Source organism: Pseudomonas sp. NPDC087697, assembly GCF_044743155.1.
In the GTDB taxonomy this organism is placed as follows: Bacteria; Pseudomonadota; Gammaproteobacteria; order Pseudomonadales; family Pseudomonadaceae; genus Aquipseudomonas.
Window position 1 is genome coordinate 45579 of record NZ_JBIUVW010000012.1, and the last position, 15447, is coordinate 61025.

Consider the following 15447-nt stretch of genomic DNA (forward strand, 5'->3'; position numbering starts at 1 on the left):
GGCGACTTCAGAGCATGGCTTCACAGCTGGCCCAGCACCGGGGTGCTGACGCGCACGTCGGCGTTTTGCCCGCGATTGCGCAACAGATGATCCATCAACACGATGGCCATCATCGCTTCGGCAATCGGCGTGGCGCGGATGCCGACGCAAGGGTCGTGACGGCCCTTGGTGACAACGTCCACCGGGTTGCCGTGGATGTCGATCGAACGGCCCGGCGTGGTGATGCTCGACGTCGGCTTGAGTGCCAGGTGCGCGACGATCGGCTGACCCGAAGAGATGCCGCCCAGAATGCCGCCAGCGTTGTTGCTGAGGAAACCTTCGGGCGTCATTTCGTCACGGTGCTCGGTGCCGCGTTGGGCGACGCTGGCGAAACCGGCGCCGATTTCCACGCCTTTCACCGCGTTGATGCTCATCAGCGCATGGGCCAGTTCAGCATCCAGACGGTCAAAGATCGGCTCGCCCAGACCCGGTTTCACACCTTCCGCAACCACGGTGATCTTCGCACCGACCGAATCCTGATCGCGACGCAGCTGATCCATGTAGGCCTCAAGCTCTGGCACTTTGTCTGGATCCGGGCTGAAGAAGGCGTTTTGCTCTACCGAGTCCCAGGTCTTGAACGGGATCTCGATAGGGCCGAGTTGGCTCATGTAGCCGCGAATGACGATGCCCTGGGTGGCCAGGTATTTTTTCGCAATCGCACCCGCTGCCACGCGCATGGCGGTTTCCCGCGCAGAGCTGCGACCACCGCCGCGGTAATCGCGCTCACCGTATTTGTGGTGATAGGTGTAGTCGGCGTGGGCCGGGCGGAACAGGTCCTTGATCGCCGAGTAGTCTTTGGACTTCTGGTCGGTATTGCGGATCAGCAGACCAATCGCGCAACCGGTGGTGCGGCCCTCGAACACGCCGGACAGGATTTCGACTTCGTCGGCTTCCTGGCGCTGGGTGGTGTGGCGGCTGGTGCCGGGCTTGCGGCGGTCCAGATCACGCTGCAGGTCTTCCAGAGACAGCTCAAGGCCCGGCGGGCAGCCGTCGACAATGGCGACCAACGCCGGACCATGGCTTTCGCCCGCGGTGGTGACAGTGAACAACTTGCCGTAGGTATTGCCGGACATGCAGGGCGCTCCGTGAATTCGCTGAGTGACTCAACCTGAAAATGTAATGCTGGCGAGTATACGCAGGCTATCCAACTAGTTCATCCTCGAACCTTATCGGTGCCTGCGAGTCCAACCGACACCTTGTGAATGATGGCGTGATGATGCTGCGAGTTATTGCCTTGAGCCTTACCCTGTTTACCGGCCTGCTTTCCAATGTGGTCCAGGCCTCTGTTCTGCAACGTCCGGTCAGTCTGGATACCGGCAGCGGCGAGCTTTTCGGCTCGATGTTGCTGCCAAAGTCCGACAGCCCGGTGCCGGTTGTGCTGATCATTTCTGGCTCGGGTCCTACGGATCGCAACGGTAATAACCCGGACGGCGGCAACAACGACAGCCTCAAGCGCCTGGCCTGGGTATTGGCCAAACACAACATCGCCAGCGTGCGTTACGACAAACGTGGCGTGGCGGCCAGCCTCGCGGCGACCCCGGATGAACGCAATCTGACCCTTGAGGCCTACGTTGCCGATGCGGTGGCCTGGGGCCAGAAGCTCAAATCCGACCCGCGTATGGGACCATTGATTTTGCTCGGCCATAGCGAAGGTGCGCTGGTGGCTACGCTCGCCGCCCCACAAGTCGATGCTGCCGCGGTGATTTCCCTGTCTGGCACCGCGCGCCCGGTGGATCAGGTCTTGCGTCAACAATTGAGCAATCGAATGCCACCCGACCTGCTGCTGCGCAGCAATGAGCTTCTGGACAGTCTCAAGGCCGGGCATGTCGACGAAAACGTCCCGACACCGTTGCAGGTGATCTTCCGTCCCAGCGTGCAGCCGTACCTGATCACCCTGTTTCGCCAGGACCCGGCAGCGGCTTTCGCCAAGTTGAAAATGCCGGCGCTGATTATCCAGGGCAGCAACGACATCCAGGTCGGCGTCGGTGACGCACAGATGCTCAAAGCCGCGAAACCGGATGCTCAACTGGCGCTGATCGAAGGCATGAACCACGTCATGCGCATCGTACCCAACGACATCAAGCGTCAATTGGCCTCCTACAAAGACCCGCAACTGCCCCTCGCCGCAGAACTCGGGACGCGGATCTTGAGCTTTATTGACGGACTTCGCGCCAGTTAAGCCGGTTTTACCCTCCAGTCCTGGAAAAAACGGCCGATAAGCCTGTGTCGGCAGCCCATTGGCTGCCGCCAAGCAGGGCTTGGACAGGATCTCGCCGTTATGACTGATACCCAGAATTCACCCGACACCGCGCCAGAAACCACCGCCACGGAAGTGGTCGACCTGCCGTGGTCGGACGTCACTGCCGAGCACCACAAAATGCTTCGCCTGGCGCCGCTGAAAACCGATAGAGCGACCGGTGGGCGGCCATTGCGCTTTGTTGAGTTCGGCTATGCCGAACGCAATAGCAAAGAACGCAGCCTGCTGCGCATGAGCATTTCGCTGCCTGGCCAGCGGGTACGCAAAGAACAGAACCACCTGGATGTCTGGGTCGACCATGAGACCCGTCGCGTGCACTTCGGGCCCGACAGCGGTCTGCAGATTGAGCCGATGAACCGTGGTATTGGCCGTTTTCTGGCCGCTCAAGGCATTACCTGGGCGAAGAAAAAGTGGTCGAGCTACACCGTTGACGGTGCGGACCTGAACAACAAGGACGCTCTCAACGAAGACACCCGCCTGCGCCGCGATCACTTCCTGCGGGTGCACGGCTTTGACGTGGTCTACGCCGACGCCCAGCATTTGAAGGGTAGCGTCAAAGAGGTAAAGGTCGGCGATCTGCTGGGGGAGTGGAACACCGAAAAGCTGCAGTTCGTGGAAATCCTCGAAGCCGCGCAGATGCTGCAGCAAGCCGAGCAGAATCTGGCGGAGCAAGAGGTCAAGCTGCAAAAGCAGGAAGAGAAAGTCAGCAAATACAAGCGTGAGGACACCGGGCTACGCTTCACGATCAGCTGTCTGGTGGCGTTTGCCGTGTTCCAGGCGGGACTGCTGATCTGGATTGCGACACACCGCTGAACCTCTTGTGGCGAGGGAGCTTGCTCCCGCTGGGCTGCGCAGCAGCCCCCGACCTTTTATCTCTACAATGAGGTAACAGGATTGCGACCGCTTCGCGCTCGAGCGGGAGCAAGCTCCCTCGCCACATTGACCGCGTTTAAACCCGTGAAGCAAACAACGCCTGATGCTGGCGGCATTGCTCGGCGCTGAGCATGAACACGCCGTGACCGCCGCGCTCGAACTCCAGCCAGGCGAAATCGACTTCCGGGTACAACGCCTCGACGTGCACCTGGCTGTTGCCGACTTCAACGATCAGCAAGCCCTTCTCGGTCAGGTGATCGGCCGCTTCGGCGAGCATGCGCCGTACCAGGTTCAAACCATCGTCACCACAGGCCAGGCCCAACTCTGGTTCGTGCTGGTATTCGTCCGGCATATCAGCGAAATCTTCGGCATCCACGTAAGGCGGGTTCGACACGATCAAATCGAAACGCTGCCCCGGCAAACCGTCGAAGCCATCACCCTGAACGGTGTACACCCGCTCATCGACGCCATGGCGCTCGATGTTCTGATTGGCCACTTCCAGCGCTTCGAAGGACAGATCCGCCAACACCACTTCAGCGTTCTGGAACTCGTAGGCGCAGGCAATACCGATGCAACCGGAACCGGTGCACAGGTCAAGAATCCGTGCGGGTTCGGTGCCCAGCCACGGTGCGAAACGTTTTTCGATCAGCTCGCCAATCGGTGAACGCGGGATCAATACACGCTCGTCAACGATGAACGACAGGCCACAAAACCAGGCTTCGCCCAACAGGTAAGCCGTCGGGATACGCTCCTCGATTCGACGCTTGAGCAAGCGCTGCAAGTTCACCAGTTCGTCGTCTTCAAGACGGCAGTCCAGGTAGCTATCGGCGATTTCCCACGGCAGGTGCAACGCGCCCAACACCAGTTGACGGGCTTCGTCCCAGGCGTTGTCAGTCCCATGGCCGAAAAACAGATCCTCCCCATGAAAACGGCTGACAGCCCAACGAATGTGGTCGCGCAAGGTGCGCAGGCGGGAAGTGATCACGGGGCAAACTCCTGAAAAAACGACTGGCGATTCTAACAGCCTAAACCCGCCCCGACGACGCAAGAAAAATCACCGGACGAATGTAGGAATTATCCTGATTTTCAGCTTTTGGTTGAACATCCGGTCAGCTCTTGACAGGCTGCACGCCAGCAACGACGGTGCCTGCGATGCTAGCGATTCACAGAAGCGCTCAGCCAGAGGACAATGTCGCAAAAGCCCCACTCAAAGGAGCCCCAGAATGCCCGTTCCAAAAACGATGTTTCAACTCAGCGGTCGTGGTTACGCGCCGGCCAATCTGGCCCACGCGACGCTGGTGATCATCGATGCCCAGAAAGAGTACCTCAGCGGCCCGTTGGCCCTTTCCGGCATGGACGACGCCGTCGACAACATCAAACAATTGCTCGCGGCTGCCCGCAAAGCGGGTCGGCCGATTGTCCATGTACGCCACCTCGGCACCGTTGGTGGCCTGTTCGACCCACAAGGCGAACGCGGTGAATTCATCCCGGGCCTTGAGCCACTGGTTGACGAGACCATCATTGGCAAATTGCTGCCCAGCGCTTTCCACGGCACCCCGTTGGAAAAACGCCTGCAGGACCTCGGCTCGCTGGACCTGATCGTCTGTGGTTTCATGAGCCATTCCAGCGTCAGCACCACCGTACGCGCCGCCAAGAATCTGGGCTTTCGTTGTACCCTGGTCGAAGACGCCTGTGCCACGCGGGACCTGCCTTACAAAGGTGGAATCCTCAGCGCCGAACATGTCCAACAGACTGAAATGGCGATCATGGCCGACAACTTCGCTACCCTCGCTCAGACCCAGGACCTCATCTGATTGAGCGCTTGATGAGCGGCCAGCGCAGCCGCTCATCCGCAAAAACCTCTCATTCCCTGCAATTGACTTAGCCTCAGGAACCACCCTGCCATCTCCCGGTCGAAGGGCCGATACCCATTGAGGAAGGTCGGAATGAAGATATCCGATGGTTTTGACGCTCGCCGCTTGCGGCCCAAAGGCCCACGCAACTGGCGTTATCGCTTTGGCGCGGCATTTTCTGCACTGCTGGCGACCCTCGGCGTGCTGCTCGCGATGGCCGGTGCCGCCAGCCTGTTGGGCCACCCGCCAGCCTTGGGCGAGTTGAACACCAGCCGAGCAGGCGCGGCGGTCGTCTTGGCGATTGGCCTGTTGCTGCTGTATGTCGGTGTTGCGTTGTGGCGTCGCTGCCGCCGCCGGATGCGTCAACCTCGTGAGCTGAACATGGCTCCGCATTTGATGAAAAAACATGACTGAATGGCGCGCGTTGCGTTTTGACGCGCCCGATTCACCTCGACTTGGGTAAACTGGCCGCCCTTCGCGGAGGCTGACATGCAAGACGACGATTTTTCCCTGTTCAAAAGCGCGATCCAAGGCGTCAAGCCGATCAAGCACGATCGCGCTGAAACCGGTAAACCCAAAGCTGACCGCGCGCAAATCGCCAAGCTGCGTCAGGCCGCCACCGTGCGCACCGATGCCACCACCGTTGACGGTCTGTCCGACCAGTTCGTGATCGATGTCGGCCCGGAAGACGAGTTGATGTGGGCGCGTGACGGTGTGCAGGAAAGCCAGATGCGCAAGCTGAAGATCGGGCAGATCCCGTTCGAAGGCAGCCTCGACCTGCACGGTATGAACGTCGAAAAAGCCCGCGAGACGCTGTGGGCCTTTCTCGCCGAAGCGACAAAATTCGAAATCCGCTGCGTACGAGTGACCCATGGCAAAGCTGTGCGCCTGGACGGCAAGCGGCCCATGATCAAAAGTCACGTCAACACGTGGCTGCGCCAGCATCCGCAGGTGCTTGGCTTCACTTCGTGCCAGGCCAAACACGGCGGTGCCGGAGCGGTTTATGTAATGCTCAAACGGACCATGATGGAAGGTCGCGACGAGTAAAGCTGATGCGCTACGCTTGCAGCGCCGTGTCCGCCACCGTACCCTTGCCCTTTGCGTAAAATCCCACAGGTAGTTTCATGTCCCTGGAACAGAATTACACGGCGATCCTCGGCCAGCTAGGCGAAGACGCCACCCGCGAAGGTCTGCTCGACACGCCAAAGCGTGCCGCCAAAGCCATGCAGTACCTTTGCCGCGGTTATGAACAGACGCTCGAAGAAGTCACCAACGGTGCCTTGTTCAGCTCCGACAACAGCGAAATGGTGCTGGTCAAGAACATCGAGCTCTACTCGTTGTGCGAACACCATTTGCTGCCGTTCATCGGCAAGGCGCACGTCGCCTATATTCCGAGCGGCAAGGTCCTGGGCCTGTCGAAAGTCGCGCGGATCGTCGATATGTACGCCCGCCGCCTGCAGATCCAGGAAAACCTCAGTCGGCAGATCGCCGAAGCGGTCCAGCAAGTGACTGGCGCCCTGGGTGTGGCCGTGGTGATCGAAGCCCAGCACATGTGCATGATGATGCGCGGTGTAGAGAAACAGAACTCGTCGATGATCACCTCGGTGATGCTCGGTGAGTTCCGCGAAAACGCGGCGACCCGCAGCGAGTTTCTCAGCCTGATCAAGTAATCCGCAGCACGAAGAAAACCGGCATTCATCGCCGGTTTTTTTCGCCTGTGAAAAATCAGGTAAGCTGCGCGCCTTTCTCCTTCGCCCCGTGAGGCTACCGTGTCAGTCAAAGCACAACTTATCAAAGGGCTACGTGTCGGCCTCGGCCAACTGATCATCTTCATCGACTTCCTCACCCGTCCGAGCAAAAAGAAGCGCCCCGCCGCCGCTCAGGCCCAAGTCGCAAACGCCGCGAAAGGCCTGACGCTGTATCAGTTCCACGCCTGCCCGTTCTGCGTGAAAACCCGCCGCACCCTGCACCGCCTGAACGTGCCGGTGGCCCTGCGTGACGCGAAGAACAACGAACAGGATCGCCAAACCCTGCTGGAGCAAGGCGGCAAGATCAAGGTGCCGTGCCTGCGCATCGAAGAGAATGGCCAGACCACCTGGATGTACGAATCCAAGGTGATCATCGATTATCTGGACAAGCGATTCGCTGCTGCCTGATGGAATTTGTGGTGTTCTGACTGACGCCTTCGCGAGCAAGCCCGCTCCCACATTAGTTTTGTGTTTTAGCCGAGATCTGTATCCAAAACAGATCCAGTGGGGGAGCGAGCTTGCTCGCGAAAGGGCCAGCAAAGACAACCCAAATTCCGGACAAAAATAAACCGGCTCATTCGCCGGTTTATTTGTTTTTAGCCTTCCCTCACGCCGCTTTCGCAGCTTGTGCCTGACGCACCACCCCGGCCAATCGTTTAAGCCCTTCGTCCAGCCGTGCCGGATCGATGTGGCTGAAGTTCAGCCGCAGATGCCCCGGATTGTTGTCCGGTTCAGAGAAGAACGGCTCACCCGGCATGAATGCCACATCCTGCGCCAATGCCGCGTTGAGCAAGGTCCGGGTGTCCAAGGGTTGCTTCAAGGTCAGCCAGAAAAACAGCCCACCCTGCGGCACGTTCCACTCCGCCAGATCGGAAAAGTGGGTTTCCAGCGCCAACTGAAAGGCGTCGCGACGAACCCGGTAGAAGTCCCGCAGTTCACTCAGGTGATCACGAAACTTTTCGGTGCCGATCCATTGCAACGCCTGCCATTGGCCGACACGGTTGGTGTGCAGGTCTGCCGACTGTTTGAGTCGCAGCAGGTGCGGGAACAGATCCGGGCTGGCGATCAGGTAGCCAACGCGCAACCCCGGCAGCAAGGTTTTGGACACGGTGCCGGTGTAGATCCAACTGGACTTCTTCAAGCGGCTGACGATCGGCGTGGCGCTGCCGCCATCAAAGGTCAGTTCACGGTAGGGTTCGTCTTCGATCAGGGCCACACCAAATTCATCAAGCAACGCCGCCACCGCATCGCGCTTGGCTTCGCTGTAGCGCACCGCCGAGGGGTTCTGAAACGTCGGAATCAGGTAGATAAACGCAGGGTGATGCTTTTCCAGGCGCGCGCGCAGCTCATTCAGGTTGGGGCCATCGGCCTCAAGCGGCACGGTCAGGCAGTCAGCGCCGAATAGCTGGAATATTTGCAGCGCCGCCAGATAAGTCGGCGCTTCGAGCATGATCTCGGTGCCTTTGTCGATGTACAGCTTGGCCGCCAGATCGAGGGTTTGCTGGGAGCCGCTGACCACCAACACCTGACTCGCCTCGCACGGTACGCCCAAGGCGCGAGCCTCAGCGGCCAACGCTTCGCGCAAGTCCGGTTCGCCTTCGCTCATGCCATATTGGCCCATGGACAACGGCATGTCGGCCCACTCGACCTTTGGCAACATGGCTTCGGCGGGCAAGCCACCGGCGAACGACATCACCTCCGGGCGCTGAGCCGCGGCAAGGATTTCACGGATCAAAGAACTTTTAAGGCGCGAGACACGTTCGGAAAAAGCCATGAGGGTCACCGGTAGCGAAGGCCAAGGGAATTAAGTCAAACTACTTGACCGAAATTACGACAGCGCGAGCAGATACGTCAATATGCTTGACCTTAAAAATCAAACCACCCAGCAAGCCGCCATGGAAGCGTTCTTCTTCGGCTATCAAGCGTTCACCGCCAAAGCCGACGAAATGCTTGAGCGGCGAGGTTTGAGCCGCGTGCATCAACGCATCGTGTTTTTCATCGCCCGCTATCCCACGCTGAGTGTCACAGAACTGCTGGCGCTGCTGGGAGTAAGCAAGCAGGCGCTGAACATTCCGCTGCGCCAATTGCTGGAAATGAAGCTGGTGGACAGCGTGGCGTCAGAAACCGATAAGCGTAAACGCCTGCTGGAATTGACCGTCGACGGCGCGCGGTTCGAGGAATCGTTGCGGCGTGAGCAGGTGAAACTGCTTGAGCGTGTGTTTGCCGAGGCTGGCGAGGCGGCGGTGGACGGCTGGTTGGCGGTGAATAAGGCCCTGGGCGAAAACCAGCAGAAAATCTAGCGCGGCTGACGCTTCGGGATTTGAGTTGCGGGCACGCCAGTCATCGCGGGCAAGCCTTGCTCCTACGGATCTTGAGTCGTGTTCGATATTTGCAAACGACATCGATCCGTAGGAGCAAGGCTTGCCCGCGATGGCGTCCTTCCTGGCGATATATCCCTATTGCCAATCCTTTCGTCTACAAAATCAAAAACATTATTTGCTTTATTTGTATACAAAAGCATAATTCGCTTCGTGCGAGTTCCTGACCAACCGGTCAACAAATTCGCAAGTACCTCAAAGAGCCGCTGCCCACCTCATGTGTCCGGCTCTGGAAATAACAATAAAACTCTTGAGGAGTACTCGCTGTGGAAAGCCGCAAATCCGAAGCCTCGACGCTGGAACTCTCGCCGCCGTTACGCCATGGCTGGTTGGAGCGCATCTTCAAACTCAGCTTGCATGGCACCACGGTGAAGACCGAGCTGATCGCAGGTATTACTACCTTCATCACCATGGCCTACATCATCTTCGTCAACCCCAACATCATGGCGGACGCCGGGATCGATCACGGCGCAGCCTTCGTCGCGACCTGTATCGCCGCTGCACTGGGTTGCCTGTTGATGGGTCTGTACGCCAACTGGCCGGTTGGTCTCGCGCCAGGCATGGGCTTGAACGCCTTTTTTACCTACACCGTGGTCGGCACCATGGGCTACCACTGGGAAGCTGCGCTGGGTGCGGTGTTTATTTCCGGTGTGTTGTTCATGTTCCTGACCCTGTCACGCGTTCGGGAATGGCTGCTCAACAGCATTCCAGTGAGTTTGCGCTTCGCCATGGGCGCAGGCGTTGGCTTGTTTCTGGGGATCATCGGCCTGAAAACCGCCGGAATCATCGTCGCCAGCCCGGCCACGCTGATCAAACTGGGCAATCTGCGTGACCCTGGTCCGCTGTTGGCCGCCGTCTGCTTCCTGATGATTGCGGTACTCAGTTACCACCGCGTGTTTGGTGCGATCCTGATCAGCATCATCACCGTGACTCTCGCCGGTTGGGGTCTGGGCCTGGTGCACTACAGCGGCATCATGTCGACGCCGCCGAGCCTGGCACCGACCTGGATGGCCATGGACATCGCCGGCGTGTTTAACGTCAGCATGATCAGCGTGGTGCTGGCGTTTCTCTTCGTACACATGTTCGACACCGCCGGGACCCTGATGGGTGTGGCGCAACGGGCAGGCCTGGTCGGCGAAGACGGGAAGATCGAAAACCTCTCCCGCGCGCTGAAAGCTGACAGTGCTTCGAGCGTGTTCGGTGCGATGGTCGGTGTACCGCCCGTCACCAGCTACGTGGAAAGTGCTGCCGGTGTGGCCGCTGGTGGCCGGACCGGTCTTACCGCAGTGACCGTAGGTGTGCTATTTATTGCCGCGATGTTCTTCGCCCCGCTGGCTGGCATGATCCCCGCTTACGCCACTGCCGGTGCGCTGATTTATGTTGCCATGCTGATGATGAGCGGCCTGGAGCACATCAAGTGGAGTGAAGCCACTGACAGCATTCCGGCGATCGTTACGGCCATCATGATGCCGCTGACTTTCTCGGTTGCCGACGGTATCGCGCTGGGCTTTATCACCTACGTGGTGCTCAAGGCCGGTACCGGTAAACACAAGGAAATTTCCATCAGTCTTTGGGTGCTCTGCGCGATCTTTATCGCCAAGTTCATTTTCTTGTAAGCGATTCAAGCGTCACCCAGCCTCACCCCGTCGGGTGGGGCTTTTGCACATTGGGAGGAAAGTGATGAGTCTGGAAACCTGGCTGCTGTTCAGCGGCGCCGCCCTGGTGGTCATCCTGATCCCGGGCCCCCTGTCGTTGTTGATGATCAGCAACAGCCTGAACTACGGTTTGCGCCGTTCGTACCCGGCGTTTCTCGGCGGCGTGATTGCCTCGATCTGCCTGCTGAGCGCTTCGGCATTGGGGCTGGGTGCCCTGCTGCTGGCTTCGGGGCAACTCTTCAGCGCGCTGAAGATTGTCGGCGCGCTGTACCTGTTCTACCTCGCCTGGCAGAGCTGGCAGCAATCGCGACAACCGGCCCACGCCGCTGAGGTGCCGCAGGCGGCAGCGGTTCCGCGCTTTCGTGCACTGTTCGGGCGCGCGTTTGTGCTGGGCGCGAGCAACCCGAAAGACATTCTGTTCTTCGCCGCCTTCCTGCCGCAGTTTTTGAGTGCACAGCAGCCATTTCTGCCGCAGTTGCTGATCATGATCGCCACCTGGACCCTGCTCGACCTGTGCTGCAAGCTGGCCTACGGCCTCGGCGCGCATGGTGCGGCGCGCTATCTGCGCAGCGGCAAGGGCCAGAGCTGGTTCAACCGGATCAGCGCCGGGTTGTTCGGTGGCGCGGGGGCTGCGTCTCTGCTCAGCCGCTAAGAGCATCGCGGGCAAGCCTTGCTCCTACAGGTCCTGAGTCGTTCTCAATGTTCGCGAACGACATAAAACCGTAGGAGCAAGGCTTGCCCGCGATGGCGTCATCAGACACACCACATTCCCACAGGCGAAAAAAAGCCCGCAGTGTGAGCGGGCGAAAGACCAAAGAAGCTTATGCGCAGCTTTTTTTGACAAACATTGGGCTGGGGGGAAAGTCCTAGCTTCCTCTGTAGGTCGAATAGCTGTAGGGCGAAATCAACAACGGCACATGGTAGTGATCCTGCTCGGCAGAGATGCCAAACCGCAGCACCACCACATCCAGAAACGCCGGCTCCGGCAGCTGCACACCGCGCGCACGGTAGTAATCGCCGGCATGAAATTGCAGCTGATAAACCCCTGAACGGTAGTCATCGCCTTGCAACAAGGGTGCGTCGCAACGGCCGTCGCTGTTGGTCAGTGCACTGGCGACCAATTCCAGCTGCGAACCCTCAACGCGGTACAACTCGACCTTGATCGAGCTGCCCGGGCAACCGTGTGCTGCGTCCAAAACGTGTGTAGTCAAACGTCCCATTGATTCTGCGCGCCTTCCTGCGTTTGCAGCAGTCAGACCTCGCGCCTCCCGGAGTCAGTTAAAAAGGAGACCGCACCTTTTCGGAGCACGAAAAGCAGCGGCGAGCGACTGATTAAGACACTTTTCAAAAAAATTGTACACAATAAAAATTACATTTTTCCGCGTATCCTGACAAGCCAGGTTATCGCTCCAATCTTCAATCAAGCCATAAGCCATAAAGACCTCTTATCCATTAGCTGACCAGTCAGGCAGGTTTCTTGCTAGTTTTTTAACAGCACCTCGCGATAGCAGCCAAAGATGACAGTTGATGAAAAATGCAAAAAATCAGGCTTACAAAGTGAATATAAAGTTGTATACAATCAGCCCATCGCTGTGACGCCAGCCTGTCACCTCACCACCAGGCCGCCACACAACCCTTATCGCGAATAAGCAACCCCGAATAAGAAGGAAGACTGCAGTGAGCGCTGACTACCCACGCGACCTGATCGGTTACGGCAGTAACCCTCCCCACCCACACTGGCCGGGCAATGCCCGCATCGCCTTGTCCTTCGTGCTCAATTACGAAGAAGGCGGCGAGCGCAACATCCTGCACGGCGATAAAGAGTCGGAAGCCTTCCTCTCGGAAATGGTCTCGGCGCAGCCGCTGCAAGGCGAGCGCAACATGAGCATGGAATCGCTGTACGAGTATGGCAGCCGTGCCGGCGTCTGGCGGATCCTCAAGCTGTTCAAGGAATTCGACATCCCGCTGACCATCTTCGCCGTGGCCATGGCCGCCCAGCGCCATCCAGACGTGATCCGCGCCATGGTTCAAGCCGGCCACGAGATTTGCAGCCACGGCTATCGCTGGATCGACTACCAGTACATGGACGAAGCGCAAGAGCGCGAGCACATGCTCGAAGCGATCCGCATCCTCACCGAAATCAGCGGCGAGCGCCCACTGGGCTGGTACACCGGCCGCACCGGGCCGAACACCCGTCGATTGGTGATGGAAGAAGGCGGTTTCCTGTACGACTGCGACACCTACGACGATGATCTGCCGTACTGGGAACCGAACAACCCGACCGGCAAGCCGCACCTGGTGATCCCGTACACTCTGGACACCAACGACATGCGCTTCACCCAGGTTCAGGGGTTCAACAAGGGCGACGATTTCTACCAGTACCTCAAGGATGCGTTCGACGTGCTCTACGCCGAAGGCGCCGAATCGCCAAAAATGCTTTCCATCGGTTTGCACTGCCGCCTGATTGGCCGTCCTGCCCGCCTGGCCGCATTGAAGCGTTTTATCGAATACGCGAAAAGCTTTGATCAAGTCTGGTTCAGCCGCCGGGTTGACATCGCCCGCCACTGGCACGAAACCCACCCGTACCAAGGGGCTTCGAAATGAGTACTTTCCAAACCTTGAAGCCATCGACCTTGAGCCGCGACGCCTTCGTCAAAGCCTTTGCCGACATCTACGAACATTCGCCATGGGTCGCTGAAAAGGCGTTCGACCTGGGCCAGGACGCGGCGATCAACGAGATCGAAACCCTGCACCAGCGCATGAGCGACATCCTGTTGAGTGCCGATCACGAAAGCCAATTGGCACTGATCAACGCTCACCCGGACCTGGCCGGCAAAGCCGCCGTCCAGGGCCAACTGACCGAAGCCAGCACGAATGAGCAGGCTGGCGCCGGTATTCACCAATGCTCGAGCGAGGAGTTCCAGCGCTTCACCGAGCTGAACGACGCCTACAAAGCCAAGTTCAAGTTTCCCTTCATCATGGCGGTAAAAGGCAGCAACCGGCATCAGATCCTCGCAGCGTTCGAAACGCGCATTCACCATTCGGTCGACACCGAATTCAAATGCGCGCTGGCGGAGATCAACAAGATCGCCCTGTTCCGATTACTGACTCTTTAGCGAACAGCCCTTGAGAAAAGCCCCGAGCGTAAATGAACGCGTAAATCGCCCTGGGCCCTGCAAGAGCATCCCAAGCCACTTTATTAAAGGCAGACTAGAAGAATGAAAGCTTACGCCGTACCTTTCGAGAAGTTCGTCAACCTGGCCGATGCCCGTCTGGGCACCAAAATCATCTCGGTCACCGATGACTGGTTCGCTGATGCCAACCGCCTGTTCCAGCCGACCCCGGCCGTATGGAAAGAAGGTGTGTTCGATGACAACGGCAAGTGGATGGATGGCTGGGAATCGCGCCGCAAGCGCTTCGAAGGCTACGACAGCGCCGTGATCCGCCTTGGTGTACCGGGCTCGATCAAGGGCGTGGACATCGACACCTCATTCTTCACCGGCAACTTCCCGCCGTCCGCCTCCCTGGAAGCCTGCTTCGTGGCCTCCGGCGAGCCGACTGAAAACACCCAGTGGGTTGAAGTGCTGTCGGCCGTCGAGCTGCAAGGCAACAGCCACCACTTCCACGAAATCAACAACGACCAGGCCTTCAGCCACCTGCGTTTCAACATCTACCCGGACGGCGGTGTCGCCCGTCTGCGCGTGTACGGTATTCCGTTCCGCGACTGGTCGGCGGTTGGCGACAACGAGCAAGTGGACCTGGCTGCGGCCCTGAACGGCGGTCGCGCCCTGGCCTGCTCCGACGAACACTTCGGTCGCATGAGCAACATCCTCAACCCGGGCCGTGGCATCAACATGGGCGATGGCTGGGAAACCGCCCGTCGTCGTACCCCGGGCAATGACTGGGTGATCGTCGCACTAGGGCACCCGGGCGAGATCGAAAAAATCATCGTCGACACCCTGCACTTCAAGGGCAACTACCCGGACACCTGCTCGATCCAGGGCGCGTTCGTCAAGGGCGGCACCGACAGCCAGATCGAAACCCAATCGCTGTTCTGGCGCGAACTGCTGCCAGCCCAGAAGCTGGAAATGCACGCCGAACACACCTTCGCCGAGCAGATCAAAGCCCTGGGCCCGATCACCCACATCCGTCTGAACGTGTTCCCGGACGGTGGTGTGAGCCGCTTGCGTGTATTGGGCAAGGTCGCGAAGTAATGCTGAGACTGTAGGAGCACAGCTTGCTGGCGATGGCGCCAGTGAGGGCGCCATCGCCGGCAAGCCGTGCTCCTACAAAAGCAAAGCAACACACATCATGAACACATAGAAGAAGACCAGCATGCGCACATTGACGATTGAACCGCTGACCAAAGAAGCCTTCGCCCCTTTCGGTGACGTGATCGAAACCGATGGCAGCGATCACTTCATGATCAACAACGGTTCGACCATGCGCTTTCACCGTTTGGCGGATGTGGAAACCGCAACGCCAGAGGACAAGGCGATCATCAGCATCTTCCGCGCCGACGCGCAGGACATGCCGCTGACCGTCAGCATGCTGGAGCGCCATCCGCTGGGCAGCCAGGCTTTCATTCCGCTGCTCGGCAACCCCTTTCTGATCGTGGTCGCGCCACTGGGCGATGACGCTGTG

At 58.9% G+C, this 15447-nt stretch carries 17 protein-coding genes and 1 pseudogene; 14 read left to right on the plus strand and 4 right to left on the minus strand.

Features of this window, described 5'->3' with window-relative positions; genetic code table 11:
• Positions 1–20: 20 nt before the first annotated feature.
• Positions 21–1112, minus strand: a complete 1092-nt coding sequence (aroC, locus tag ACIPIN_RS11495) for a chorismate synthase (protein WP_019693022.1) — start codon at positions 1110–1112, stop codon at positions 21–23.
• Between the two features lie 95 nt (positions 1113–1207).
• Here aroC and ACIPIN_RS11500 point away from each other — a divergent pair, with 95 nt between their 5' ends.
• Positions 1208–2218 carry an alpha/beta hydrolase gene (locus tag ACIPIN_RS11500; RefSeq protein WP_401118688.1) on the plus strand — a complete coding sequence of 337 codons (1011 nt, stop codon included), beginning with the start codon at positions 1208–1210 and terminating at the stop codon, positions 2216–2218.
• A 99-nt stretch (positions 2219–2317) separates the two neighbouring features.
• Positions 2318–3109, plus strand: a complete 792-nt coding sequence (locus tag ACIPIN_RS11505; protein WP_401118531.1) for a hypothetical protein — start codon at positions 2318–2320, stop codon at positions 3107–3109.
• Between the two features lie 136 nt (positions 3110–3245).
• Here the strand turns inward: ACIPIN_RS11505 and prmB are convergent, their stop codons facing one another.
• On the minus strand, positions 3246–4154 hold the full coding sequence (prmB, locus tag ACIPIN_RS11510) for a 50S ribosomal protein L3 N(5)-glutamine methyltransferase (RefSeq protein ID WP_401118534.1): 909 nt from the start codon (positions 4152–4154) through the stop codon (positions 3246–3248).
• 238 nt (positions 4155–4392) lie between these two features.
• On the opposite strand from prmB, the gene ACIPIN_RS11515 reads away from it, so the two are divergent.
• The 5 genes from ACIPIN_RS11515 to ACIPIN_RS11535 all read left to right on the plus strand — a co-directional run bounded on the left by ACIPIN_RS11515 (position 4393) and on the right by ACIPIN_RS11535 (position 7178).
• Entirely contained in the window at positions 4393–4983 is a 591-nt protein-coding gene (locus tag ACIPIN_RS11515) for a cysteine hydrolase family protein (RefSeq protein ID WP_401118536.1), read from the plus strand.
• 132 nt (positions 4984–5115) lie between these two features.
• Positions 5116–5436, plus strand: a complete 321-nt coding sequence (locus tag ACIPIN_RS11520; protein WP_401118539.1) for a hypothetical protein — start codon at positions 5116–5118, stop codon at positions 5434–5436.
• Between the two features lie 75 nt (positions 5437–5511).
• On the plus strand, positions 5512–6069 hold the full coding sequence (locus ACIPIN_RS11525) for a Smr/MutS family protein (RefSeq protein WP_095059191.1): 558 nt from the start codon (positions 5512–5514) through the stop codon (positions 6067–6069).
• A 77-nt stretch (positions 6070–6146) separates the two neighbouring features.
• On the plus strand, positions 6147–6692 hold the full coding sequence (folE, locus tag ACIPIN_RS11530) for a GTP cyclohydrolase I FolE (RefSeq protein ID WP_019693029.1): 546 nt from the start codon (positions 6147–6149) through the stop codon (positions 6690–6692).
• A 99-nt stretch (positions 6693–6791) separates the two neighbouring features.
• Positions 6792–7178, plus strand: a complete 387-nt coding sequence (locus ACIPIN_RS11535; protein ID WP_401118542.1) for a glutathione S-transferase N-terminal domain-containing protein — start codon at positions 6792–6794, stop codon at positions 7176–7178.
• 199 nt (positions 7179–7377) lie between these two features.
• Here the strand turns inward: ACIPIN_RS11535 and ACIPIN_RS11540 are convergent, their stop codons facing one another.
• Positions 7378–8544 (minus strand): PLP-dependent aminotransferase family protein, encoded by a 1167-nt coding sequence (locus tag ACIPIN_RS11540; protein WP_401118544.1) that lies wholly within the window; start codon positions 8542–8544, stop codon positions 7378–7380.
• Positions 8545–8626: 82 nt separating this feature from the next.
• On the opposite strand from ACIPIN_RS11540, the gene ACIPIN_RS11545 reads away from it, so the two are divergent.
• The 3 genes from ACIPIN_RS11545 (at position 8627) to ACIPIN_RS11555 (ending at position 11455) form a co-directional block, all read left to right on the plus strand.
• Complete coding sequence (locus tag ACIPIN_RS11545; RefSeq protein ID WP_401118546.1) at positions 8627–9070, plus strand: MarR family winged helix-turn-helix transcriptional regulator; 444 nt, start codon at positions 8627–8629, stop codon at positions 9068–9070.
• Positions 9071–9414: 344 nt separating this feature from the next.
• Entirely contained in the window at positions 9415–10764 is a 1350-nt protein-coding gene (locus ACIPIN_RS11550; RefSeq protein ID WP_401118548.1) for an NCS2 family permease, read from the plus strand.
• Positions 10765–10828: 64 nt separating this feature from the next.
• Positions 10829–11455, plus strand: coding sequence for a LysE family translocator (locus ACIPIN_RS11555; protein WP_401118550.1), 627 nt, complete (start codon positions 10829–10831; stop codon positions 11453–11455).
• 214 nt (positions 11456–11669) lie between these two features.
• Here ACIPIN_RS11555 and uraH read toward each other — a convergent pair whose 3' ends face one another.
• The gene (gene uraH, locus ACIPIN_RS11560) at positions 11670–12023 is read right to left on the minus strand and encodes a hydroxyisourate hydrolase (protein ID WP_095078352.1); all 354 of its coding nucleotides are present in this window, start codon (positions 12021–12023) and stop codon (positions 11670–11672) included.
• 457 nt (positions 12024–12480) lie between these two features.
• Between uraH and puuE the strand changes: the two genes are divergently transcribed.
• From puuE to ACIPIN_RS11580, 4 genes and pseudogenes are all read left to right on the plus strand, one after another.
• Positions 12481–13407, plus strand: coding sequence for an allantoinase PuuE (gene puuE / locus ACIPIN_RS11565; protein WP_401118553.1), 927 nt, complete (start codon positions 12481–12483; stop codon positions 13405–13407).
• The gene (uraD, locus tag ACIPIN_RS11570) at positions 13404–13919 is read left to right on the plus strand and encodes a 2-oxo-4-hydroxy-4-carboxy-5-ureidoimidazoline decarboxylase (protein WP_401118555.1); all 516 of its coding nucleotides are present in this window, start codon (positions 13404–13406) and stop codon (positions 13917–13919) included. Before puuE ends, uraD begins: the two co-directional genes overlap by 4 nt.
• A 102-nt stretch (positions 13920–14021) precedes the next feature.
• Complete coding sequence (gene alc / locus ACIPIN_RS11575) at positions 14022–15017, plus strand: allantoicase (RefSeq protein ID WP_401118557.1); 996 nt, start codon at positions 14022–14024, stop codon at positions 15015–15017.
• A 121-nt stretch (positions 15018–15138) separates the two neighbouring features.
• Positions 15139–15440 (plus strand): annotated as a pseudogene (locus tag ACIPIN_RS11580) (ureidoglycolate lyase); the annotation flags it as partial.
• Positions 15441–15447 lie beyond the last annotated feature (7 nt).